We start from the raw sequence: 23,310 nt of genomic DNA, 5'->3' as shown, positions 1-23,310 counted from the left end.
GGAATGAATGGGGAGGCGCCGGTTTTGTCCGGAAAAGGCAGCAATTCGGTCAAGGTTCGGCATTATAACGAGCGCTTCGTGCTTGATGCCATTCGCCGCCTGAAGGAGGCATCCAAGTCCGATCTGGCGCGCGCCGCAAATCTGACGCCGGCCGCGGTCGCCACCATTGTCGACGGGCTGGAATCGTCCGGATTCGTAAAGCAAGTGGGGAAAAGGTTCGGGCAACGCGGATCGCCATCCACTCTCTACCGACTTGCACCTGAGCGTATCTACAGCGTCGGCATCAAGATCGGCCGGCGCGCGCTGGAAGCCGTGCTCGTCGACTTTGCCGGCGAGGTCCGCTCGCGCGAGTCGCACGAATATCGCTTTCCGGATCCCGACATGGTGCTCAAGGCCGGCAACATGTCGCTGGCCAATTTCGACAAGCTGGTCGAGGGGCTTGGCGATGCCAGCATCGTCGGCGTCGGCATCGCCTCGCCATATTTCCTCGGCGGCTGGAGCGAAGAGCTCGGCTTTCCCGACGATCTCGGCAGCCGCTGGGAAGCAATCGATCTGACGACGTTCTTCGCCACAAAGCCGAAGACCCCGGTCTTCGTGGAAAACGACGCATCATCGGCCGCACTCGCCGAACTCATCCAGGGGACCGGCGCGCGGTTCCGCGACTTCATGCATATCTCGATCGACACCTTTGTCGGCGGCGGACTGGTGCAAGGCGGCAAGGTCCATACCGGGCCGCACGGCAACAGCGCCGCGCTCGGTCCTTTGCCGGTCTCGCCTTCAAGCCTCGATTCGGTGGCGGCCAAGCCGGCGCGCTACCAGAGCCTGCTGCATCGCGCTTCGATCTATGTGCTGGTCAATCATCTCAAATCGCGCGGCATCGAGATCAACCGTGTGCGCGAACTCGATCCCTTGCCGCCGGGGGCGCGCGAGCCGCTGTCCGAATGGATCGACGATTGCGCCAATGCGCTGGTCGAGGCGATCATCGCCATCACCTCCGTCATCGACATCGAGGCGATCGTTCTCGACAGCATCCTGCCGCGGCCGATTCATCTCGAGCTGTTGGCAAAGGTGCAGACCCAGTTCAACAGGATCAGCGCCATCGGCATCGTGGCGCCGGAAATCGTGTCGGGACAATTCGGCCCCGAGGCTTCGCCGATCGGCGCGGCGATGCTGCCGTTCTCGGCACTGTTGGCGCCCGACAGCGGCGTGCTGATGATCGGCAAGGACAGAACAATGCTGCCGGGTAGCCTTTCGAGGCTTGCCAGCCAAGGCCAACCAGCAAGAAGCTCGGCGACTTCAACGGCATAAGATAGTGCCGCGAAAGAGCATCAAGCTCCGGACATCATCAACATCAGCTCACAGTCAGGCACGGGCACGGCGGGCTTTTTGCGCCGGCACCGGAACTTTTAGCGGCCGCTAATCTTCATTCGTCACCGACATGCAATGCTGATCGGTCCGCGCTCCGCTTTAGTGCGGGCCTAGGAAGCAAGGAGGAACATATGAACTGGGATCAAATCAAGGGAAAATGGACGCAGTTCAAAGGCAAGGCGAAAGAGCAGTGGGGTGACCTCACCGACGATGATCTTGATCGCATCGAGGGCAACCGAGACCAGCTTTTGGGACGCATCCAGGAGCGATATGGCATCGCCAAGGAAGAGGCGGAGCGCCAGGTTGATAACTGGTCCAGAAGCATCAGCTGAGCCTTTGGATGCAATGCCGTTTGCTGCCCACCACCGGGGTGAAACTCTGCGTCGCCCGCCGTGCCGACTGGTGCGGTGGGCTCTTTCGACAGCGAGGCGAGCGAGGAACCTTTAGCCATATCTGATGTTCTACTTGCGTGGCGGGCTTCGCCTCGGCGTGCACCCCACCCGGAGGCGAAGGAGTGCAATCATGAACAACATTATCTGGCTGGTCGGCGCGATCGTGATCGTAATAGCCATTTTGAGCTTTTTGGGTCTGCGATAGGCCTTAGCCCTCTCCTCGACCTCTTCGATTCAGCAACGGCTCCCTCTCGGCGTGGCCTCACTGCCCGTTGCATTCAAGCAGGTCAGACTTAGGTCCCAAGCAAGATACTCCAGGATTGGACCGAAGCCCCGGCTGGGAACGTAGCCGGCTGGCTCACGTTGTGGTGAGCTTTGGCGCGACGAAGATGCGTCCGGGCGGAAGAGTTCAAGCCAGGGAGGAGAGGCCCGACGCTCCGAACGGGCGGCGGGCCTGGGCGTAAATGCAAACGATCAGCAGGCTGTTCAATTCCCATGCCCAGGCAGCACGTGCCGTTGCGAGGCTTCAGGCTGCCGGGATTCGTCGCCGGCAAATCAGCGTGGTCGGATCTTACAACGACAATGATGAACCGATCAGCGTTGCTGGATATTACGACGATGAGATGAGCGCTCTCTGGCGGGGTGCGGTTGCTGGTGCCGCACTTGGCGCCACGGCTGGTCTGTTGGCCGGCTTCAGCGCTTTTGGAGCTCAAGACGTTGATCCTGCGGGGATGACCGGCATGGCCCTGGTCGGTGCGGCTTGGGGCGGCTTTGCCGGCGTGCTTCTCGGAACTTTCGCCAATTTCGCCCAGAAGCCGCGCAAGCCGAAGATCGCAGAAGGTGTCGTACTGGTGATGGCCCGCGTCGATGAAAGGCAGGCCGGCGCCGCGCATACGGTGCTCCGGAGTTTCGCGGAGATGCCTTCCGGGCCGATGAAGAGGAGCGCTTTGCCAAATTCAAGCCGGCTCCGCGTCCGATCTGGTGCCCGATGAAGTTTGTTTCGCGAAACAGGAATTCAAACCGGAGGCGCCCGACGAAAGCTTGGCAAACCAACACTTTGGAAGCATGCGGGCTACTTGCCGTCGTGTTGTCCTTTATTCTTACCGTTCTGTTGGTTGGTCTCATCCTTGGCTGAACCCATGCCCTTGCCACCGGCGACACTATGCCCGGCAATTGGCGAAGGTTGTGGCCAGTTCGAAGGATTAAACCATTCGTGCTAAGCGTTAATAGCTTGTAGCCATAGGAGAGGACGCCAACGTGGACAAACGGGCTGAAGGAGACGCGGAGAGATTGGCTCGAGGCGAGTTCGAGCTCAAAGCCGAACGATATGGTGTGAACGCCTTTCTTCTCGTTGTCGAACTCGTAAATCTGCTGGAAAAGCGTGGAACGATCAGCAGCGACGACGTCGCGAAAATAGCCGAAGCCGCCGCACTTGCCGTTGCCGCATCCAGCGAACCCGACGTGAACAGCATCAATCTGTTGCAGGCCATCGCTGCCGCACGCCGGCCCAAATAGGCTTATATCAAACCCGCCAGCAATCGGCGCCCACCGATAAACGCTATGTTGAACTGATCTCGGTCGAGCGTACGGAGCCTTTCCATGTGCAATGACTACGAGCAGCACATCGCCTGGGCCGAATACTGCCGGATGATGGAATCGCTGGCGCTCAAAATCCCCAGCCATCAAACCGAACTGGATCTGCCGCAGGCGGATGACATCCACATCAACGACCCCGCGCCTGTAATGCGCGCCGCCGGCGACGCAATCGAACTGGCGTCGATGACATTCGGCTTTCCCCCGGCCGGGCCAAAAGGCGGACCTGTATTCAACTTTCGCTCGGAGGGCCGGCAGTTCGGCAACAGCAAGCGCTGTCTCGTTCCGGCGTCGGCATTCTTCGAATTCACGGGAACGAAATATCCAAAGACCAAGCACAGGTTCTCGCTGAATGGCCATTCGTTCATGGCGATTGCCGGGCTGTGGCGCGAGGGTGTCGGCAACAAGCCGCCGACGTTCACGATGCTGACGACCGATCCGGGGCCGGACGTCGCGCCATATCACAATCGGCAAGTGGTTGTGCTGCGGCCATCGGACTGGGCGGCCTGGATCCATCTCACGAGGTCCGAGGCTGAACTCCTGCGGCCGCTGCCGGAGGGGTCGCTCAGTGTGGAAACAGCTCGGGCAGGTTTGGAGTAGGAACCATCGGATAATTGCGCGCTGAGCTGCGGCCGCGCCGCATAGTCACGGCGACGCGCGCCATGTTCAGAACGAATGCCCATACGATATAGACGCTTCAGCCCGGCTTGACGTAGCCAGCGGTGACCTCGTTCTTGTGGGCGGCGAAAGCTTCCAGGACTTCGGTTTTCTCAGGCTTCGGAATCTTGAAATGATCCAAGGTCCGCCCGAGTTCGGCTGCGACCTCATCGAATTCCGCGGGGGCAATCCGCAGGTCGCGATGCGCCTCCTCGAGGCCGAGCGGCGTCGTGCCGGGCTTGGTGGCGACGAACTTGAAGGGCCCGCCAGAAACGTCGCAGACCCACAGCGTGCGCATGAACTTGAGGCCGGGCAACCTTTCCAGGTTCTTGGTGTGCCATTTGCGCAGCTGCGGATTCTTGGATTTCTTGCCGACGATCGGGTTCTTCACGACGGCGTCGCTGAAGTGATCGATCACCGCTGCGATGGCAAACACGCCGCCCAGCCGCTCATACAGACTTTTCTCAGCTGTGGTTTTCTTGGCCTGGGCGAGCGCGTTGTCGGCAGGCAATACCGCCGTCGATGCCGCGGTCAGCGCCAGCGCGGCGACAACACTTCGTCTTGTCAAAGAGGTCGAAACAGCCGTTTTCATTCCTGGTTCCCTTCGCGGTTAGGCCAGAGCGAGCGGCAGCCTGTCTGGCGGGCTTCATGAAATGACATTCGGACACTTTGCCGTATTTTAGCACCGTCTAACGAACTAACGAGCCGTTCGCCCGAATTATTCCGATTGGGGCGCATTGTCATGGTCAACATGCGTCAAAAGGGGCGAAGGCCGCGCGGATGAGGAAGGCTTAGCAGGCGTCGCTGCACGCGAAGCCACTTCGGCCGCATCTGTGCCCCTGACCTTGGGCACTTTCCTTCTGTGTCGTGTTGTCGGCGGCAATCAGCCCCGGTAGGGGGCGTACAATCGCTTCCCGCGGCTTTGCCGGCTGCTTGCGGCCAATAGCTTGTGCTTTTCGAAGATCGCGAGCTTCTGCGGATAGGTCATCCGCACCTTGCCGTTGCACCCGTCGCATCTGAAGTGCGCGATTGTTCTTAGTGCGGAGCCCTTTCTTACCGCCGGGTGTGAGCAATCCGGACATTCGAATGTGAGCGCGACATCAGATAAGTCTTCGGCCAAACCCATTTCTATCCCCTTCGCAAGCTCGGTGGCTACACTCTGGCGATCATCAATGGGCAATTCAGATGCCAATCCGATTGTGCCAATGCGGGACTAGAACAATTCGCCTCGGAACGCCGCCTAGCTAGTGCGCCTTCTCTGCGCCTTTTGAGCGACGAAGAGACCTAACTTCCTCCAGCAGTTCGCGCTCATTGGTAGTCACGTTTCGGAAGATTGCGACAATCATCACCGCTAAGGCTTCGGCATCCAGGCTTAGAGGGTCAATGTGCTCATCTGCGCAAACCTGATCAAACACGCGTTCACAAATAGCCAAATCGTGAGGGCTGAGGCGAGTGCGATTGAAACGCCGGCGCGACATTTGCGAGCCTTCGAGGCCCGCTGCCCGTGCAAAAGAAGCGGGTCTTCGCAAGAAACGCGAGTCATTGAGCGATTGTTCCCGGCTGCAAGCTTTGTTAAGCAGCCTGCAGCAGGGCAGACTAGAACGCTTTCCCCGCGCGCATCATGGCGCGTGCGAGCGCCGGGAGGTGCGCGTGCAAGACCACTGTTTCGACGAGCTTGTGCGCGTGGCACTCGGCAGATCGCGGGGCGCCATATTTTTCGGCAACCTCGCCAACCGCGCACAATCATCATCGAGCAGGTCAAAGAGGCCTTGGAAGATGCGCCAGCGAAAACAATCTGGTGCTGCGAGAGAGGATTGAACTCTCGACCTCTCCCTTACCAAGGGAGTGCTCTACCACTGAGCTACCGCAGCCGCCGATGGCGGGGCTTCTGCCATATCGAACCGGCAAGCGCAAGGCCAAGACAAAGACGGGTTGAAAGGCCGCACCGGCGATTGTTCCGGACATGGCCGTGCCACAATGTTGGCTATCCCTTGATAGCACGCTGGCGGGTCGCCGGCCGGAGACGGGACGATGAACGACAAGACGCTTTCACCAAAAAAGGATGACCCACCGAAAAAGGCCGGAACGGGCCGCAAGGACCGGCTGGCCGAGCAGTTGCGCGCCAACCTGCAGAAGCGCAAGGCGCAATCGCGCTCACGAAGGACCGGCGACGCCGACAAGCGGCGCGCTGGCGAGGCCGACGAGCGGCCGGAGGGGCTGCAGGCGGCGATGAAAAAAGATTAACGCGAATCGGCTATGTTGGTCGCCGGTACTTTGGCCAAGTCGGCGTGGGCCAAAGTGGGGAGTAGCCTGTTTCTTGAACCAAGCCGGCCAATGGTCTAGATGGCCGCAACAGACTCAACCGATTTAAACCGGCCTTGGCGCCGAGGGGACGCTCTTCATGGATCGCATCAGAATTGTCGGCGGCAACAAGCTTGCCGGAAGCATTCCGATCTCGGGCGCGAAAAACGCTGCGCTGCCGCTGATGATCGCCGCGCTTTTGACCGATGACACGCTGACGCTGGAAAACGTGCCGCATCTGGCCGATGTCGAGCAGCTGATCCGCATCCTCGGCAATCACGGCGTCGACTATTCGGTCAATGGCCGCCGCGAAAAGCAGCAGGAAGGCTATTCGCGCACCATCACTTTCTCCGCCCGCAACATCGTCGACACGACGGCGCCTTACGAGCTGGTGTCGAAGATGCGGGCCTCGTTCTGGGTGATCGGCCCGCTGCTGGCCCGCATGGGCGAAGCCAAGGTGTCGCTGCCCGGCGGCTGCGCCATCGGCACACGGCCTGTCGACCTGTTCCTCGAAGGCCTGCAGGCGCTGGGCGCCGATATCGATGTCGACACCGGCTACGTCATCGCCAAGACCAGGAACGGCCGGCTTGTCGGCAACCGTTATGTGTTCCCGAAAGTTTCGGTCGGCGCCACCCATGTGCTGATGATGGCGGCCTCGCTGGCCAAGGGCGAGACGGTGCTCGAAAACGCCGCCCGCGAGCCGGAGATCGTCAACCTCGCCGAATGCCTCAACGCCATGGGCGCGAAGATCTCGGGCGCCGGCACGGCGACCATCACCATCGACGGCGTCGAGGCGCTGTCGGGTGCCCGCGTCAGGGTGATCCCCGACCGCATCGAGACCGGCACCTATGCGATGGCGGTGGCGATGACCGGCGGCGACGTCGTGCTGGAAGGCGCGCGGCCCGACCTGTTGCAGACGGCGCTCGACATCATTTCACAGACCGGCGCCGAGATCACGCAGACCAATTCGGGCATCCGCGTCAGGCGCAACGGCGCCGGCATTTCGCCGGTCGACGTGACGACGGCGCCCTTCCCGGCTTTCCCGACCGATCTGCAGGCGCAGTTCATGGGCCTGATGACGATGGCCAAGGGCAAGTCGCGCATCACCGAGACGATCTTCGAAAACCGCTTCATGCACGTCCAGGAACTCGCCCGGCTCGGCGCCCACATCACGCTGTCCGGCCAGACGGCGATTGTCGACGGCGTAGCGAAGCTGAAGGGCGCGCCAGTCATGGCGACCGATCTTCGGGCCTCGGTGTCGCTGGTCATTGCCGGCCTTGCTGCCGAAGGCGAAACCACGGTCAACCGCGTCTATCATCTCGACCGCGGCTTCGAGCGGCTGGAGGAAAAGCTGTCTGGTTGCGGCGCGGAAATCGAGCGCATTTCGGGGTAACGATAGCAGGCTCAGGTCGGCGCTGCCCCTCGCCTGCCTGCCGGCATCTTCTCGCCGTATAGGGACGGGAAGTAGGACCGCCTCGCGAAGGATTTCGCCAATCTCCGGCGTTGTGGAGAGGGTGCCGAGGTTGCGGCCAGCCCCTACACCCGTCCCTATACGGGAGAAGGTCCCGGCAGGAGGATGAGGGGCGGCGCCGACCGGAGCGATTGCCTGGCCAAGACCTCCGGCGCGGTTGCACGAGCCGGAAAGACCGCCTAACAGAAGGTCGAATAATCAACTCGCAGGTGCGAATTCCGCATGAATGGCCTCAAGCTTGTCGCGCTCGACGATCAGGATCTGAGCATCATCTCGGCGCATGTCCAGGATGCCGTCATGAAGGTCAGCGATCTCGAATACCTGCCTTCTGTAAAGCGCTTCGTGCTGACCATGAACCGCTTCGTGTGGGAGGCGAAATCCGGCTTCTTGCGCCGGCACAATGAGCGGCGGCAGGCCGTGCTGCATTTCGACCGGGTGCTCGGCGCCAAGACCAGCGGCATTGCCCGCGACAAGCCCGACGAAGTGCTGTCGCTGCTGGCGATCAGCTTTCTCGCGCTCGACAAGCCGGCCGGCATCGTCGAGCTGATCTTTTCGGGCGGCGGCGCGATCATGCTCGATGTCGAATGCGTCGAGGCGCGGCTTGCCGATGTCGGCGGCGCCTGGGAAGCGACGTCGCGCCCGGTCCACAGGGTCTGATGTGATGGCCATCACGCTTCGCCAGTCCGACGCCGATTTCGAGCAGCGCTTTGCCGCGTTCCTGCTGACCAAGCGGGAAGTCTCGGCCGACGTCGACGCCGTGGTGCGCGAGATCATCGCCAAGGTGCGTGCGGAGGGCGACGCGGCGCTGGTCGGGTACACGCAGAAATTCGGCGGCGGTGACCTGGCCAGGGTCGGCATCGCCGTCTCCAGGGACGACATTGCCAAGGCTTACGAGGCCGCCGATCCGCAGACGGTCGAGGCGCTGAAATTCGCGCGCGAGCGCATCCGCTCCCATCACCAGCGGCAGCTGCCGCAGGACGACCGCTACACCGATGCCGCCGGCGTCGAGCTCGGCTCGCGCTGGACGGCGATCGAGGCCGTCGGGCTCTACGTGCCGGGCGGCACGGCGAGCTATCCTAGTTCGGTGCTGATGAACGCGGTGCCGGCCAAGGTCGCCGGCGTCGAGCGCATCGCCATGGTGGTGCCGGCCTCCGGCGGCGAGGTGCCGCCGCTGGTGCTGGTGGCAGCCGACCTTGCCGGTGTCTCCGAAATCTACCGTGTTGGTGGCGCCCAGGCGATCGCGGCCCTTGCCTATGGCACCGAGACAATAAAGCCCGTCGCCAAGATCGTCGGCCCCGGCAATGCCTATGTCGCGGCGGCCAAGCGCCAGGTGTTCGGCACGGTCGGCATCGACATGATCGCCGGGCCGTCGGAAGTGCTGGTTGTCGCCGACGGCAGCAACGATCCGGACTGGATCGCCGCCGACCTGCTCGCCCAGGCCGAACACGATGTGTCGGCGCAGTCGATCCTGATCACCGACGACCGTGCCTTTGGCGCAGCGGTCGAACAGGCGGTCGAACGCCAGTTGCAGAACCTGCCGCGCGGAGAAACGGCGGCGGCGAGCTGGCGCGATTTCGGCGCCGTGATCCTGGTGCCGACGATCGAGGCAGCACTGCCGCTGGTCGACCGCATCGCGGCCGAACATGTCGAGCTTGCCATCGACGACCCAGAGGCCTTCCTGGCGCGGATGCGCAATGCCGGTGCGGTGTTTCTCGGCCGTCATACGCCGGAAGCCATCGGCGACTATGTCGCCGGCGCCAACCACGTGCTGCCGACGGCGCGCTCGGCGCGCTTTTCGTCCGGGCTTTCGGTGCTCGATTTCGTCAAGCGCACTTCGATCCTGAAGCTCGGGCCGGAGCAGTTGCGGGCGCTGGCGCCGGCGGCGATCACGCTTGCCAAGGCGGAAGGCCTCGATGCGCATGGACGCTCCGTCGCCATCCGGCTGAACATGTAGAAATGTCCGACTACGACCAAACCCGCGCCAGGCTGATCGATGTCGAGCTCGACGAGACGATCGGCCGCTCGACGCCCGATGTCGAGCATGAGCGGGCGGTGGCGATCTTCGACCTGATCGAGGAGAACCGCTTCCAGCCGGTCAATGACGACGGCGCCGGCCCGTACCGGCTGAAACTGTCGCTGGCCGAATCCCGGCTGGTGTTTGCGGTGGCGCGCGAGGACGGCGCAGCCGTGGTCACCCACATCCTGTCGCTGACGCCGCTTCGGCGCATCGTCAAGGATTACTACATGATCTGCGAAAGCTATTACGATGCCATCCGCACCGCGACACCCAGCCACATCGAGGCGATCGACATGGGCCGGCGCGGCCTGCACAATGAAGGCTCGCAGACGCTGATGGACCGGCTTGCCGGCAAGATCGAGATTGACTTCGACACGGCGCGCCGGCTGTTCACGCTGGTTTGCGTGCTGCACTGGCGAGGCTGAACTGGCCGCCCCGCTGCCCCGCCCGATCCTGCCCCGCTCGATCCTGTTTGTCTGCGGTATGAACGCCGTGCGCTCGCCGATGGCCGAATTGCTGGCGCGCAAGGTGCTTCCGCCCACAACCTTCGTCGCCTCGGCCGGGGTGCGCGGCGGCGAACGCGATCCATTCGTCGATGCCGTGCTGGCCGAAGAAGGGCTGTCGCTGGGCGAACGGCACCCGAGAACGATGGACGACCTCGAGGACGATTATTTCGACCTGATCGTGACGCTGGCGCCGGAAGCTCACCACACCGCGCTCGAGCTCACCCGCTCGCTGGCCGTCGAGGTCGAGTATTGGCCTATGCCCGACCCGACCGGCGTCAGCGGCACGCGCGAGCAGATCATGGCCGCCTACCGCGACGTGCGCGAGCGGCTGAAGGCGCGGATCGGCCGCCGTTTTCTCGGCACCGGGGCTGAAAACGCCGCGGATTAAGCATGTTCACAAGCGGACGTTTATCATATAGGTTCCGCGCAACTTTCCGGCCGGGGCGCTGGAAGTACCCATCCAAGCAAAGGTATCGAATGCCGAAGGAAGAAGTCCTCGAGTTTCCGGGTGTCGTGACGGAACTGCTGCCCAACGCGATGTTCAGGGTCAAGCTCGAAAACGAACATGAAATCATCGCCCATACGGCCGGCCGCATGCGCAAGAACCGCATCCGCGTTTTGACCGGCGACAAGGTCCTGGTCGAGATGACGCCCTACGACCTGACCAAGGGCCGCATCACCTACCGCTTCAAGTAAGTTCAAGAACCCGGCCGGGATCGCGATGGGCATTTTGCAGAAGCTCGTGCTTGCCTCGGGTTCGCCGCGCCGGATCGAGCTGCTGCAGCAGGCCGGCATCGAGCCGGACCGTGTGCTGCCGGCCGATGTCGACGAGACGCCGCTGCGCGCCGAACACCCGCGCTCGCTGGCCAAGCGCCTGGCAACACAAAAGGCCGAGAAGGCGCTGGCTTCGCTGAAGAGCGAAGCCGACTACCTGCCGAGCTTCGTGCTGGCCGCCGACACGGTGGTTGCCGTCGGGCGGCGCATCCTGCCCAAGGCCGAGACGCTCGACGACGCCGCCAACTGCCTCGGGCTTTTGTCCGGCCGTTCGCACCGGGTCTATTCCGGCATCTGCCTGATCACGCCGGGCGGCAAGCAGCGCTTGCGGCTGGTCGAGACCAGGGTGCGTTTCAAGCGGCTGCCGCGCGAGGAGATCGAGGCCTACATCGCATCCGGAGAATGGCGCGGCAAGGCCGGCGGCTATGGCGTCCAGGGGCTCGCCGGCGCCTTCGTCGTCAAGCTTGTCGGCTCCTACACCAACGTCGTCGGCCTGCCGCTCTACGAGACGGTAGCGCTTTTGAGCGGCGAAGGGTTTAAGGTGCACGCCAACTGGCTGTCGGGTGCGCGGATATGAGCCCGGACGACAAGGTCACGCCATTGCGGCCCAAGCGGCCCTGCCCCGAATGCGGCAAGCCATCGGCGCGCGAAACCTACCCGTTCTGCTCGACGCGCTGCAAGGACATCGACCTCAACCGCTGGCTGAAGGGGGTCTACGTCATCCCGGGCCGCGACGACGAGGACGAGAACGACGACCAGAAATAGCGCCGTCCACCTGCGGTTTTCCACAGGTTTGGGACGGTTTCGCAGCCGCGATCGTGACCGATGATCGGCCTTGCGGACTGCCTGTCGTTTCCCGCCTGAAATCAATGTCCAGAACTTGTTCCATCAGGGCACTGTCGGACGGAACAGGTTCTGGCGTTTTGTTTGAGCATGATCTTTTCCGAAAACCGGATTCCACTTTTCGGGATCATGCTTTTTGTCTGAGCATAATCTTTTCCGAAAACCGGATTCCACTTTTCGGGATCATGCTCTAAGCGCTGGACAGGCCGAATTCCCGTGCTATAACCCACGCGCTTTCAAGGGGTGCCGACGGCGCTTTCATGAACCCGGTGTGCAGATTGCCGCCCACCGGAGCAGGCCCAGATAGCTCAGTTGGTAGAGCAGCGGACTGAAAATCCGCGTGTCGGTGGTTCGAATCCGCCTCTGGGCACCACTACTTCCTCATATAGAATCAATGGCTTGCGGTGTCGCCAACTTGGCGACTTACGGCATTTCATGTCGCGCCGATGTTGCTGTCCGATCAATCGGCTGCTCGATGAGCGAGCACGGACTGTAAGAAGCGAAGCGAATGAGATCTGGTATGACTTTTGTACGCGGGGCAAAGGCCATACCAGAGGATTCGGTCAGGCCGCCTCAACAGGGCGAACGATAGAGGTCAGCGACGAAGACGTCTCTCAATTCCGGGATGCGATAGGTGTCGCCGACCGCAAAAGGCAGATCCTCATCGCTGCATACACGCAATCCATGCCGAAATCCGCTGAGGAAGAGGCGCTTGACGCGGATCAGCAGGATATTGCCGATGGCTTCGAGAGGCGGTTCGCCAGCGCTGAGCTAAGGCCCGAGCAAGCCGCTTTCAGACGTTCTCTCATGCGGTCTTTATGGTTCGAGATGCGTGGGCACTGTTTACGAGAGGCTTACAGGCCGGCAGGTGCGGCATCGGGCCAAACCGGAGTTCATACGCAGGCATTACGAGGAATTCGCGTCCCGCAATCGGCAGGGAGATACTTGAACCTCAAGACGTCTGGAAATTACGGCGCGAACCCGCGTTACGTTGTCGGAATCCCCCAACCTACGAAAGTACCTCGCGACGTCTGGATGCTTGCGATCGTCCTGCCTCAAAAGGGCAAGTGCATCGTTGGTCACCGGCGAGCGCCGTCGCCAAACGCACTGATGCGCAGAGGCGAGCAGCGCTTTGTCTGATTGAGCCAAGCGAAGCGCAGCCAAAAACGACACTCGATACTTTCCTGCCAATAGCTTCAACAAAGACCAGCCTCATGGCAAATGCTCGGTTTCAAATTTCATGTGCCCGCCGGCTTTACCGCTTTCTGGCAACCACCAGGAAATTCTGCGCAAGCTCCGCCGGAATCCTGGCACTTGCGCAGATCCTTTCAAACGGCACGATCAATATTTCGCAGAGTCTTGGCAGCAATTTCCCGGGTCGCGGCAAAAAACCGTACCCAACTATCCGCTCGACAATAAAGCCGTTTGCAATGAGCGTCTGCTCGTATCCTTTAATGCTCAAAGTGTGGCGGACTGTCCCTCCTGCATAATGGTTCAGAATGCGGCAGACCAGCCCTATTGGCGAGGTCGCATTCATGTGGATATTCGAGATTAGCAATCCACCTTCGTTCAAATGCGCGCTGATGGCCGACAGTGCATCCTTCCTGAGCTCATCTTCAGCATTGAGGAAGAATCTGAATGCCGTGACAACGTCGAACCTTTCGGCAAGCGGAGAGAACGTAATATCAGCGCGGACCAATTTCACGTTCTTCGGAACCCGTGCGCTAGCCAGCATAGATTGGGAGATGTCAACGCCGACGACTTCACCAAAAAATTGAGCTGCGATATTTGCTATGCGGCCTGTGCCGCATGCGAAGTCCAGGCATTTCCGGTTCGGCCCGCCGACAGGCAGGAGAATACGTTCGACCAAAGGCTTTTCGATACCCGACCACAGAGCTGCATAGTAGCCGGACCGGAACGTGTCGGAGTAATGGGCACCGTACCCATCCGTCTGGTGGCTTGCTCGGTAATCCCGACGAGCGGGTGCACGGTTCTCATCGACGCTGCCTAACGGTCGCCGCTGCGCCCGTAGAAATCTGCGAATGCCAACGAACGATCTCACCGTGAGCACCATGCAACTCGCGCCTCTAGTCTGGCCCGACGCATGCCGTCGCGGGCAATCCGTGCCCCACGATGCGCGCGACGACCTGTTCGAAATTGCGTGGGTCGAGGCCGTCGACACGCATCAGCGGCCATTTGTCTTGCAGGCATTGGCCGATCTCCCTCGCGATATCCGCTTGCTTCAGGCCCCTGACCACTCCGACTTCGAGAAGGCGCTCGAGGTACGGCTGCCGCGCATACCGCTCAATGAGGCGGTGGCGCAGCGTTTCCCCGGGCGCGTCGACTTGAATGAGGAGATCCGGTCGCGGCAGGAACGTCAGGCAATTACGAACCATGTCGATACTTGGATTTCGTGCCAACAGGACGAGCGCACACAACGCCTGAACGATGCCCTCTTCGAAAATGAAGTACCCTTCTGAGGCCTGCGCCGTATTCCAGGCTTCGAAGAGCAAAACGACGTCGATCTTCAGACGTAACGCCCATATTCGACTTTTTGGAGGGATCGATGCCAAAAGCCGCGCAGCGGCCCCCTCGCTCGGCGGGGTCGAGAACAAGACCGGACTCGCGGTGGCGAGCTTGTGCACCAGACGCTGGATGCCATGGCGTGTCTCCGGGCCTTCATCCTCGACCGAATCGACTTCGCTGCCGAAAGACACAAAATCAATCCGGCGATAGCCATTGACCGTCTTCACACGGATGTCGCGTGTCGCCAGCTCACGGCAAAGGGCGCGGAGAAGGGTCGTCTTGCCTGCACCAGGCGGACCGAACAACTCGATGATCATGTAGGGACCTCCCGAACAGGAAACAGAAAGATCGGATGAAGCGAGCTCGCCCGCTGCGGCCGTGTGGCGAGCGTAAACACTCTGGCATCCGCCTGGCCGAGTTGACCCCGCTCGCTGGCATCCTGCTGACGCCGCAAAAAGCTTTGGAGGAGATGCGATGCGGCGGGAACTGCCTTTCCATGGCGTGCAGTCCCGCCTGTTGAGCCGCGACAGCGTTGCCGGTTGACTTGAGAACTTGCAATTGCTTCTCGATCGCCTGCGCTTGCGGCTGGTTGACACGCCTGTCGCTGTCGAACTGGCTCGTCGCCCGTGCCATCTCCTGATCGATCGAGCGCCCCACGGTTGCCCGTTGGTCGACGTCGGTCGTCGTGGCTTCCAGGCGTGCGAGCCTCGACGACGCCGACCCCGCCGCCTGCGCCAACACCTCCGTCGTCGCGCCGCTTGCGCCCATAGGAACATGGACCTCAGAAAGTCTCTAAATTGCCTGGTGATCGGAGCTTACTAGGAGTGCCGAACCATACCATCATCCATCTGAATGACTGTCGGCACCACGGCACGCGTGTTTGGGCGCTGAACAGGGCAACGAGTTCAGGCCGAGCGGGCGCTTTTGGCTTGACGTGACACAAACGCGACATTCGGCCTAAAATCTGAACAATATCAATCACCGACAGCGGACTGAAAATTCGCATGTCGGTGGTTCGAATCCGCCTTTGGGCACCATTTTTCCCTGTACGGCCCGGAGACATGGGTAACAGTTTGTACCTAAGACATGGGTGACAACCTCGCGCCGATCGGATTGTCGATGGCGTGCAAGAATTATCTGGACCATGGCGCCAGCGGCTCCTGCTCGCCGGCCAAATGTCGATGAAGAGCATCTTCGACATCTTGGATCCCGCTCTGGCCATAACCGGTCTACAGACCGAGGGCGCAGCCGTCCTTGCGCGGTTCAGAACCGCCCAGCAGGGTCCCGTTTGCCCAATCGATGCGAATGGCCTGCGCACCGCCGATCGGGTCCGTGGCGGGAATGATTTCGAAACCGCGTCGGCTAAGTTCAGCTACGGTTTCGCCAGCGAGCCCGTGTTCGGCCTGGACGTTCATGGTGCCGCTGACGGGGGCGACCCGCGGCAGATCAATCGCCTCCTGCAGATCCATCCCGAAGTCGAGCACCTTCGTCAGCAGGTGCGCGTGGCCCATTGCCTGGTAGTAGCCACCCATAACACCGAAAGGCATTTCTGCCCGGCCGCCTCTCGCAAGCATCCCGGGTATGATGGTATGCAAAGGTCGCTTGTTCGGCGCCACTGCATTGGGGTGCTTGGGGTCAAGCGAAAAGCTTTGCCCGCGATTGTGCAAGACGACACCGGAGCGTGGCGAGACCAGGCCCGAGCCAAAGCTGTCGAAGACCGAGTTGATGAAACTGGCCGCATTGCGATCCTTATCGACAACCGAAATATAGACCGTGTCGCTGTGCAGCGGCATATCGAACGCCGGCAGGTCCGCGCGGGCGCGCTTTAGGTCAATCATGCCGGCCAGACGATCGGCCCAGGCATTCGACAACATGTCGGCCACCGGGACCTCGGACGCATCGGGATCGGCGACGAGCAGGTCACGCGCGGCGTAAGCGAGGCGTGTCGCTTCGATTTCCAGGTGAAGCCGGTCCGCGGATTGCGGGTCGCCGTGCGCTTCGAAGCGCGAGAGGATATTTAGAATCAGCAAGGCGATCACACCTTGGCCATTCGGCGGACATTCGAACACATCGCAGCCTCGAAACGCCGTGCTGATCGGGGTCACGTATTCGCCTGTTGCCGAGGCGAAATCTTCGAGTGTGTGCAATCCGCCGAGCCCACGAAGATAGGCGACCATGTCGTCGGCCACAGGGCCAGTGTAGAAGGCCTCTCGTCCCTTCTTGGCGATCAGCCGCAGCGTTGCAGCCAACTCAGGCTGGCGATGCACTTCGCCAACGCCTGGCGCGCGGCCGTTTGGCAGGAAAATCCGTTTCGCGGCTACATCGGAGGCCAGAAGTTCTTCTTCCAACGCCCAGTCACGATGGACCCGCGGTGAAATGGCGTAGCCTTCCTCGGCGAAACGTATAGCGGGGGCCAGGATTTGATCGAAAGGCATATGCCCATGATCAGCGTGCAATCTGGTCCAGGCATCGATGGCTCCCGGGATGGTGACGGAGCCAGGAGAATTGCGGGCCACCTCCGCCATGCCACGTTCGAGGAACCAGTCAATTGTGAGGGCGGCGGGTGTCCTGCCCGATCCGTTGTAGGCGATGACCTCGCCGGATCCGTTTCGCGACAGAAGAGCGAAGCAGTCGCCTCCAATGCCGGTCGAGGCTGGCTCGACGACACATTGCACCGCGCAGGCTGCGATGGCGGCATCCATGGCGTTGCCGCCGGCCGCCATGATCTCCACCGCCGTCAGGGTCGCCGACGGATGAGAGGTGGCGGCCATGGCCTCGCGTGAAACGACGACCGAGCGCGTTGGTTTCTCAAAATTTCGCATACTATGCCCTTCTGATCGTGCTCAAGAGGCGGCGTCGCTCATCGTCGAGGGGCGGTGCCGCAGATGCCGCGACATCCAGTATTCGAGTGCCGCCAAGGCCCGGATGATCGCGAAGTTCAAAGTGAGATAAATGGCGCCCGCGCAGATGAAGACTTCAAAGGCGCGGTAGGTCTGGGAGATCAATCCCTGGGCAATTCCAGTCACCTCCATCAAGGTCACGATGGAAGCCAGAGACGTGCCCTTGATCATCAGGATGATTTCATTGCCGTAACTCGGCAGCGCCTGGCGAAAGGCCAGCGGCAGGATAACGTGCCGATAGGTCAAATAGGTGGACAGGCCGACAGACCGGGCCGCCTCGACAAGGCCGCGTGGCACCGATTGAATCGCGCCGCGGAGGATTTCGCTGCCATAGGCGGTGGTGTTGAGTGTCAGCGCGATGATTGCGCACCAGTAGGGTTCGCGGAAAACGGCCCATAATCCAATTGCCGACAGTTGGTGCCGGAACTGACCAAGGCCATAATAGGTCAGAAAAATCTGCACCAGCAGAGGCGTGCCCCTGAACACGGCAACGAAGCCACGGATCGGCAAGACGACGAAGGGCGATTCCGATTGCTGGGCAAGCGCCAATGTGACGGCAAGAACGAAGCCGGCAACGATGGAAGTCAGGGCCAGTTCCATCGTGAGCGGCAGGCCGGCGAGTAGCTTCGGCAGGATTTCGAGGAAAAAACTGAAATCTATCATGCCGACCGGACGCGCCACGGCGCCTTCCGTTCCAGACGGTAAAAGGCGTGGCCCGTGACGGAAGCGATAGCCAGATAGAGCAAGGCTGCAGCAATGTAGAAGATGAACGGTTCACGGGTCGAACCTGCAGCGATCTGCGCCTGGCGCATCAGTTCAACGAGGCCGATTACCGATATCAGCGACGAGTCCTTCAGAACCAACTGCCACACATTGCCGAGACCTGGCAGCGCGTATCTCAGGAGCTGGGGAAAAATAACCTGTCGCAGCCGCTGCAGCCGGTTGAGACCAAGCGCGCAAGCGGCATCGTGCTGTCCCTGGTCGATGGCGAGGTAAGCCCCTCGATAGACCTCGGCTTGATAGGCGCCCGAGATGATCGCGATAGCCAAGGTTCCAGTGGCAAAGGCCGGAACGCCGACGAATCCGGACCCGCCCAGGCTATGACCAAGCGAGGTCAGGGCGACGCTTCCTCCATAGTAAAGCAGATAAATGGTCAGAAGGTCGGGCACGCCCCTGAAAACCGTGCAGTAGCCAAGGGCCAAGAACCTCAATACCTTGGAGTTGCGGAGACGCCCGGCCGCTGCCAGCCCGCCAAATACAGCGCCAAGCGCAAAGCCCAGCACAGACAGGAGCACTGTGACCGAGGCCGCCATGAGAAGAGCAGCCCCCCAACCTCCGTGCTGGAAACCAAGCAGCCGGAATGCGTCAACCATTGATACCCCCGGCATTGATACCCCCGGCAGGACGAACGGCTCAGCTCCGGAACGTGGTCAGGAATGGCCGTTCGCCGGCAAGCGCTTACTTGACTGGAGTGACGTCGCTCTTGAGCCATTTAAGCGACAGGGTTTTGATCGTGCCGTCGGCGGTCGCGGCGTCGATGGCGCCGTTGAGCATGTCTTTCAGCTTGGTGTCCTCTTTGCGGATACCGGCCCCGGAGCCAAGACCGAAGAGACCCCCGACAAATCCTGGTCCTGCAAGCGTATAGTCGCTGAACTCCGGCTTGCTCAGCGTGGCGGCCAGCGCTGTCTGTTGCGCGAAGAGCGCGTCGATACGACCCGCGGCGAGATCGAGATCGTGTTGCTCGGTGGTCTTGTATTCGCGAATCTCGGCGACGTCCGAGAAGTATTTTTTCACAAATTCCAGGTTCGCCGTTGCAGCCTGAACTCCAATGATCTTTCCCTTCAGCAATGGCTTGAGCTTGTCGATTGCCGCCTGCGCAGAGGGTTCATTCTCCAGCTTCAACCGCTCGTTGGAGATGCCGAGCTTGCCCAGTTCGCTATCCTTGGCGACCGCGAAACCTGAGGGATCCACCGCATATGGCTGGGTAAAGTCAATGATCTTCAGACGTTTTTCAGTGATGAACATGCTCGCCATGATCACGTCGAACTTGCCGACGGTCAGCGCGGGGATCATGCCGTCCCAGTCCTGTGCGACGATCTTGCACTCGATCTTCATTCGCCCGCACAGATCATTGGCGAGATCGACTTCGAAGCCGTCCAGCTTGCCGTCGGCTGTTGTGAAATTCCAGGGCGCGTAGGCTCCTTCGGTGGCAATGGTAATTGCCTTTGGTGTTTCTTGTGCAACGGCGGCCTGGACCAGGCCGAACAGGACCGACGCAATGGCTGCGATGCGGCTAATTTTCATATCATTCTCCTCTTTTTGCCGGTATGGCAGTTCCCTTTCGTCGTGCCGGATTATCTTCCGGCTTCAACGAGTTAGATGGTATTCCCTAGCGGCGGCCGGGACTTGCGAAGTTGGCCAGAAGCGGCGCTGTCTCGACGATATGATCCCGCATGACGATCTCAGCCTTGCCGGCATCACCTGACCGCAGCACGTCGATCAGGATCTCGTGCTCGGCACGCGCGCTGGCGGGTTTGTCGACATAGTCGAACCAGATGCGCAGGTAGGGCTCGATCACGACGTGCAGGCTGACAATCTGCCGGACCAGCTTGGGTCTGTTGCTCAATTGGCAAATCTGCAAATGGAAGGCCTGATGGCGCACGACCCAGTCGCTGCTGCCGGTCTGGCTGGCGCGCTCCATCCGGTCGAGCTGGCGTTCCAGTTCTTCAAGCACTTCGACATCGATGTGCGGCATGGCAAGCCTCACCGCCAGCCCTTCGAGCACCGAGCGTATTTCAAATGTTTCGTAGATCTCATCGAGGGTAAGCCCGGCGACGATGCAGCCACGGTTCGGGCGAATGAGCACAAGACCTTCCGCGGCCAGTTGGCGGAATGCTTCGCGAACCGGCATGCGGCTCATGCCGATTTCCGTCGCGATCTCTTCCGGGATCAGCCGGTCCCCGGCCCGATAACGCCCCATCCTCAGGGCCCGCTGAATGTGGCGATAAGCTTCCTCCTCGGCGGTCGTGATGCCCAACGGCTCGATTGCGTCAGCTGCCATGTCTTGGGTCCGATCAGAGCGTATCTGTGTATCCACTTATCCAGTTCTCGAAACCTGTGTCAAGCACCGATGCTTGGGCGCTTTGGAATTTCTCTTGTGAGAATAAGCACTTGGTAGGGGAAATCGGGCTAAGCACACTGTGATCGGCTAAGCCGCTGATCGGCCTACTTTTCAACATCCGGCAAAAAGGCCCGCCGCTCCATTTGCGAAGCGGCGAGGCCCCATATTCGGGGACGATTGCCGGGATTCCCCGGCATTGCCTACAGTGCAATTCAGGTGCCAGAATTGTTGACCCAAAACGGGTCACCGCACCGGAGGCGCGAGCGCGGACCTTCCGCGATCACGCTACTGCCGCGCATTGCCGTTCCTGCTATGTTACTTTGCGGCGGACGTAATTTTTCCGCCTGGCCGGCGCCCCATCAGGCAACTTACCCCAACGCGCCCCCCAAGTGGCGCCGGCCATTTTCCCCTTATTGGGGCATGGGCGCGCCGATTCCGTTATGCGCTTTCGAGCTATGGCAATCCGCCGGCGAGCCGCTTTGTCCAGCCTGCAACCATCAGTCCGCACGCGATTCCCGCGCAGTCGGCCACCCAGTCGAATAAATCCGGGTCGCGCCCTATCAGTTGCACGGCCTGAAGCCCCTCGATCGCCGCACCCGTGAGAACGAGGAGTACGATCAGCTTCGCCTTGCGTTCCGGCCAGCCGAGACTTCCGAGAGCCGCCAGGACGACGAAGGCGGCGGCGTGATTGAGCTTGTCGTGATCAAACGTGAAAGCCAGGCCAAGACCCTGCAAGAGCCGCTCCGGCAGAAGGGCGAACAGCAGAACGCCGGCAAACGCGGCCGGAAAGGCAATCCTTGCCACGATCTGATAAGAATCCAGGCGCAACAAGGGTAGAATGGCCTTTCGTCCGAAATCTGCAGGGAATACCGCCGGCCGCCATAGTCGCGAGCGAGCGCGGCGTCCAATTTCCGCCGTCGGGGCGTCCGGTGCATCGTCAGAATGAATGAATGCCTCGGGTCAGCCGCTGGGCAGGCCGAACTGCTGGGGAGGGCTCTGCAATGGTGCGGCTTCCGCGATCACGCAATTACCTGCTGCGCCAACGCGGCTACTATCTGGCTGCGGCGGACCTGATTTCCGCGTGGCCGGCGCTGCGTCAGGGCACCTTACCCCATGCCACACGAATCAGCGCCGGCCAGAATTCCATCGATTGCGTGATGACCGACCCGCGTCAAAAAAGCCCGCCGCCCTGTCGGACGACGGGCTCCGTTGCCTGGGCGCCAGGGCGCCGCGGTAGCGACTGATGTTACTAGTGCTCCCGCAGGTCTCCAATATGCTGCCGCCGCATGGCGTTGCGCATCGGCTAAACAAACGAAGCCCGCGCCTCTGGCGGAGGGCGCGGGCCGACCGGGTTGCACCCGATCTGCAGCAGAATCCTGGGAGGTTCCCGCTGCTTAAGATAACAATTAGAGACTTCTAATGTTCCGCGCCAGGGGAAGATGCCGCTGCACCAGAAATCTGATGATGGTCGGCGCGATGATGATCGAGCCGTCAGTTCGTGCGCAAGTCGATCTGGAAAATCCGCTCGTCGAAGTGCCGCGTTTCAACGGCAAAGGTCAAAGCCACTTCAAGGACCAGACCGCCACGGTCGTCCCGGACCTTGACTGCAATCCTGCGATGAGGAAGGCCATCCCTGGCCATCTCGGCCAATGTGCGAAGGGCTTCTTTCCTGAGCAGCGGGAGATCGTCATATAACGTTCCCTGATCGTCGGAATAGACGATTCCGTCTTCATCGGAATCGAAGAAGTAGCGGGGCATTGCGCTTGGCCGAAGCGGCGGCATCCGAGCACGTTGTCGATTGCTGGCCGGATCTCGGCCGATCGCGATCAGCGCCTCTCCACCGTTGGCTTCGCCGCCAGCTCACTTGCGCTCGCGCAATGCCTTCACCGCCTGCGAGAGGATCATCCGGTCGCCGCCGGTCCTTTTGATCAACTTGCTCACCTGGCTGGGCGAAACACCATTTTCCCGCGCGAAATGTTCGACCTCATAATATTCATCCGCCGAAACGCGATTGCGGTCGCTGAAGTCTCGCTTGGTCTTGTCGTCGGCCATTTCTGTTCTCCTCGCCTCAGGGCCAACTTTGGACTGACGCACGCTGCAATCGAGGGTTCGCCCGCCACCAAAGTGACGCGCGAACCCTATCGGCGCAGGAAGGGACAAGGCTGCGCAGATGCTGTATTCGATCGAAATGGAAACAGCCAGGATCGGTGCGAGCCGCCATCGATATTTTCCAAAGAATCCTCCCGGCACGTGCAGCCAGCAACGGCTAGGTGCCGCGGCGGTTCCGGGTCACGCGGCAAACCCGCCCTTTGCGCGCAAGGATCAGACTTAGGTCCTGCGGCAACACGTCGGTTGGTCCCTGCCGGGCGGGACCGAAGCCCGTCGACGGAACGTTTTCAGCTGCCTTCCGTTCGAATGAGCCTTGGCGCGAAGAGCGGACCGAGTTCGCAAAGGAGACGACCATGAGAATGCATCTTTCCACCGCGGTGGCGGGATTTCTGCTGCTGGCAGGCATCGGCGCCGCTGCGGCGCAAGACGTTGTCATCGAACCGCAGCAGGAAACGGTCATCAAGGAGTATGTGAAGAAGCAGCCGCTGGCCTCGGTGAAAATCCCTGGGGTGGAGCTCAATATCGGCTCAACGCTTCCCGATACCGTCGAGCTTCATGAAGTCCCCAGCGTCAAATACCGCTATGTCATCGTCGACAACCGCACCGTCGTGGTCGACCCAGGCACGCGCAAGATCGTCAAGATCATCGAGTGACGTGAAAGCTCGGGCAGTAGTCGCCCGCCCCCCGGAAATGAGCGGCGGGCGACGTATGCGTTAGGCGGTTCCTCGGCGT

General features: G+C 61.1%; 27 protein-coding genes and 2 tRNA genes. 17 read left to right on the top strand and 12 right to left on the bottom strand.

Going from position 1 to position 23,310, the window contains the following annotated elements:
• The first annotated feature begins 24 nt into the window (after positions 1-24).
• From NKI54_RS07775 to NKI54_RS07755, 5 genes are all read left to right on the top strand, one after another.
• The gene (locus tag NKI54_RS07775; protein WP_352577521.1) at positions 25-1,308 is read left to right on the top strand and encodes an ROK family transcriptional regulator; all 1,284 of its coding nucleotides are present in this window, start codon (positions 25-27) and stop codon (positions 1,306-1,308) included.
• A 191-nt stretch (positions 1,309-1,499) separates the two neighbouring features.
• Positions 1,500-1,700 carry a CsbD family protein gene (locus tag NKI54_RS07770; RefSeq protein ID WP_023719429.1) on the top strand — a complete coding sequence of 67 codons (201 nt, stop codon included), beginning with the start codon at positions 1,500-1,502 and terminating at the stop codon, positions 1,698-1,700.
• Between the two features lie 620 nt (positions 1,701-2,320).
• Positions 2,321-2,752: a hypothetical protein gene (locus NKI54_RS07765; RefSeq protein ID WP_352691073.1), complete on the top strand. Its 432-nt coding sequence runs from the start codon at positions 2,321-2,323 to the stop codon at positions 2,750-2,752.
• A gap of 265 nt (positions 2,753-3,017) precedes the next feature.
• Positions 3,018-3,275, top strand: a complete 258-nt coding sequence (locus tag NKI54_RS07760; RefSeq protein ID WP_352571650.1) for a hypothetical protein — start codon at positions 3,018-3,020, stop codon at positions 3,273-3,275.
• A gap of 84 nt (positions 3,276-3,359) precedes the next feature.
• Entirely contained in the window at positions 3,360-3,953 is a 594-nt protein-coding gene (locus NKI54_RS07755; RefSeq protein ID WP_352589229.1) for an SOS response-associated peptidase, read from the top strand.
• A 97-nt stretch (positions 3,954-4,050) separates the two neighbouring features.
• Here NKI54_RS07755 and NKI54_RS07750 read toward each other — a convergent pair whose 3' ends face one another.
• Both NKI54_RS07750 and NKI54_RS07745 read right to left on the bottom strand, forming a co-directional pair.
• Positions 4,051-4,602, bottom strand: a complete 552-nt coding sequence (locus tag NKI54_RS07750) for a globin domain-containing protein (RefSeq protein ID WP_352589226.1) — start codon at positions 4,600-4,602, stop codon at positions 4,051-4,053.
• Positions 4,603-5,806: 1,204 nt separating this feature from the next.
• A tRNA-Thr gene (locus tag NKI54_RS07745) sits at positions 5,807-5,881 on the bottom strand.
• 160 nt (positions 5,882-6,041) lie between these two features.
• Here NKI54_RS07745 and NKI54_RS07740 point away from each other — a divergent pair.
• The 10 genes from NKI54_RS07740 to NKI54_RS07695 all read left to right on the top strand — a co-directional run bounded on the left by NKI54_RS07740 (position 6,042) and on the right by NKI54_RS07695 (position 12,295).
• The gene (locus tag NKI54_RS07740) at positions 6,042-6,254 is read left to right on the top strand and encodes a hypothetical protein (protein WP_352571653.1); all 213 of its coding nucleotides are present in this window, start codon (positions 6,042-6,044) and stop codon (positions 6,252-6,254) included.
• A gap of 157 nt (positions 6,255-6,411) precedes the next feature.
• Positions 6,412-7,704, top strand: a complete 1,293-nt coding sequence (gene murA / locus NKI54_RS07735) for a UDP-N-acetylglucosamine 1-carboxyvinyltransferase (protein WP_023677408.1) — start codon at positions 6,412-6,414, stop codon at positions 7,702-7,704.
• A 300-nt stretch (positions 7,705-8,004) separates the two neighbouring features.
• On the top strand, positions 8,005-8,439 hold the full coding sequence (locus NKI54_RS07730) for a DUF2948 family protein (protein ID WP_352691070.1): 435 nt from the start codon (positions 8,005-8,007) through the stop codon (positions 8,437-8,439).
• A gap of 4 nt (positions 8,440-8,443) precedes the next feature.
• Positions 8,444-9,736, top strand: coding sequence for a histidinol dehydrogenase (gene hisD, locus NKI54_RS07725; protein WP_352691068.1), 1,293 nt, complete (start codon positions 8,444-8,446; stop codon positions 9,734-9,736).
• A gap of 2 nt (positions 9,737-9,738) precedes the next feature.
• Positions 9,739-10,224, top strand: a complete 486-nt coding sequence (locus NKI54_RS07720; RefSeq protein ID WP_292663977.1) for a UPF0262 family protein — start codon at positions 9,739-9,741, stop codon at positions 10,222-10,224.
• 1 nt (position 10,225) lies between these two features.
• Positions 10,226-10,693, top strand: coding sequence for an arsenate-mycothiol transferase ArsC (locus tag NKI54_RS07715; protein WP_352571660.1), 468 nt, complete (start codon positions 10,226-10,228; stop codon positions 10,691-10,693).
• A gap of 89 nt (positions 10,694-10,782) precedes the next feature.
• The gene (infA, locus tag NKI54_RS07710) at positions 10,783-11,001 is read left to right on the top strand and encodes a translation initiation factor IF-1 (protein ID WP_006200926.1); all 219 of its coding nucleotides are present in this window, start codon (positions 10,783-10,785) and stop codon (positions 10,999-11,001) included.
• Positions 11,002-11,026: 25 nt separating this feature from the next.
• Positions 11,027-11,656 (top strand): Maf-like protein, encoded by a 630-nt coding sequence (locus tag NKI54_RS07705; RefSeq protein WP_352691066.1) that lies wholly within the window; start codon positions 11,027-11,029, stop codon positions 11,654-11,656.
• Positions 11,653-11,844, top strand: a complete 192-nt coding sequence (gene yacG / locus NKI54_RS07700; RefSeq protein WP_023677402.1) for a DNA gyrase inhibitor YacG — start codon at positions 11,653-11,655, stop codon at positions 11,842-11,844. Before NKI54_RS07705 ends, yacG begins: the two co-directional genes overlap by 4 nt.
• A gap of 375 nt (positions 11,845-12,219) precedes the next feature.
• Positions 12,220-12,295: transfer RNA gene (locus NKI54_RS07695), tRNA-Phe, on the top strand.
• An 882-nt stretch (positions 12,296-13,177) separates the two neighbouring features.
• Here the strand turns inward: NKI54_RS07695 and NKI54_RS07690 are convergent.
• The 8 genes from NKI54_RS07690 to NKI54_RS07655 form a co-directional block, all read right to left on the bottom strand.
• Entirely contained in the window at positions 13,178-13,996 is an 819-nt protein-coding gene (locus NKI54_RS07690; protein ID WP_352634719.1) for a class I SAM-dependent DNA methyltransferase, read from the bottom strand.
• 13 nt (positions 13,997-14,009) lie between these two features.
• Positions 14,010-14,765, bottom strand: coding sequence for an AAA family ATPase (locus tag NKI54_RS07685; RefSeq protein ID WP_352691064.1), 756 nt, complete (start codon positions 14,763-14,765; stop codon positions 14,010-14,012).
• A gap of 912 nt (positions 14,766-15,677) precedes the next feature.
• Entirely contained in the window at positions 15,678-17,270 is a 1,593-nt protein-coding gene (gene ggt, locus NKI54_RS07680; RefSeq protein WP_352691062.1) for a gamma-glutamyltransferase, read from the bottom strand.
• Positions 17,271-17,291: 21 nt separating this feature from the next.
• The gene (locus NKI54_RS07675; protein ID WP_352457755.1) at positions 17,292-18,011 is read right to left on the bottom strand and encodes an ABC transporter permease; all 720 of its coding nucleotides are present in this window, start codon (positions 18,009-18,011) and stop codon (positions 17,292-17,294) included.
• Complete coding sequence (locus NKI54_RS07670; RefSeq protein ID WP_023677395.1) at positions 18,008-18,721, bottom strand: ABC transporter permease; 714 nt, start codon at positions 18,719-18,721, stop codon at positions 18,008-18,010. Before NKI54_RS07670 ends, NKI54_RS07675 begins: the two co-directional genes overlap by 4 nt.
• An 85-nt stretch (positions 18,722-18,806) precedes the next feature.
• Positions 18,807-19,652 carry a transporter substrate-binding domain-containing protein gene (locus NKI54_RS07665; RefSeq protein ID WP_352691060.1) on the bottom strand — a complete coding sequence of 282 codons (846 nt, stop codon included), beginning with the start codon at positions 19,650-19,652 and terminating at the stop codon, positions 18,807-18,809.
• 85 nt (positions 19,653-19,737) lie between these two features.
• Positions 19,738-20,385 (bottom strand): GntR family transcriptional regulator, encoded by a 648-nt coding sequence (locus tag NKI54_RS07660; protein WP_352691058.1) that lies wholly within the window; start codon positions 20,383-20,385, stop codon positions 19,738-19,740.
• Positions 20,386-20,922: 537 nt separating this feature from the next.
• On the bottom strand, positions 20,923-21,300 hold the full coding sequence (locus tag NKI54_RS07655) for a VanZ family protein (RefSeq protein ID WP_352571657.1): 378 nt from the start codon (positions 21,298-21,300) through the stop codon (positions 20,923-20,925).
• Positions 21,301-21,470: 170 nt separating this feature from the next.
• Between NKI54_RS07655 and NKI54_RS07650 the strand changes: the two genes are divergently transcribed.
• Positions 21,471-21,713, top strand: coding sequence for a hypothetical protein (locus NKI54_RS07650; RefSeq protein ID WP_023677391.1), 243 nt, complete (start codon positions 21,471-21,473; stop codon positions 21,711-21,713).
• A 247-nt stretch (positions 21,714-21,960) separates the two neighbouring features.
• Here NKI54_RS07650 and NKI54_RS07645 read toward each other — a convergent pair whose 3' ends face one another.
• Entirely contained in the window at positions 21,961-22,227 is a 267-nt protein-coding gene (locus NKI54_RS07645) for a DUF6894 family protein (protein ID WP_156937357.1), read from the bottom strand.
• A 102-nt stretch (positions 22,228-22,329) separates the two neighbouring features.
• Positions 22,330-22,521: a DUF3606 domain-containing protein gene (locus NKI54_RS07640; protein ID WP_023677389.1), complete on the bottom strand. Its 192-nt coding sequence runs from the start codon at positions 22,519-22,521 to the stop codon at positions 22,330-22,332.
• Positions 22,522-22,931: 410 nt separating this feature from the next.
• Between NKI54_RS07640 and NKI54_RS07635 the strand changes: the two genes are divergently transcribed.
• A complete protein-coding gene (locus NKI54_RS07635; RefSeq protein ID WP_352457747.1) occupies positions 22,932-23,231 on the top strand; it encodes a DUF1236 domain-containing protein in 300 nt (99 codons plus the stop codon).
• The last annotated feature ends 79 nt before the right edge of the window (positions 23,232-23,310 follow it).

The organism is Mesorhizobium sp. M0663 (genome assembly GCF_040320585.1).
In the GTDB taxonomy this organism is placed as follows: domain Bacteria; phylum Pseudomonadota; class Alphaproteobacteria; order Rhizobiales; family Rhizobiaceae; genus Mesorhizobium.
Note: the sequence above shows the minus strand (reverse complement) of the source record. Positions and strands in the feature narration are given on the sequence as shown.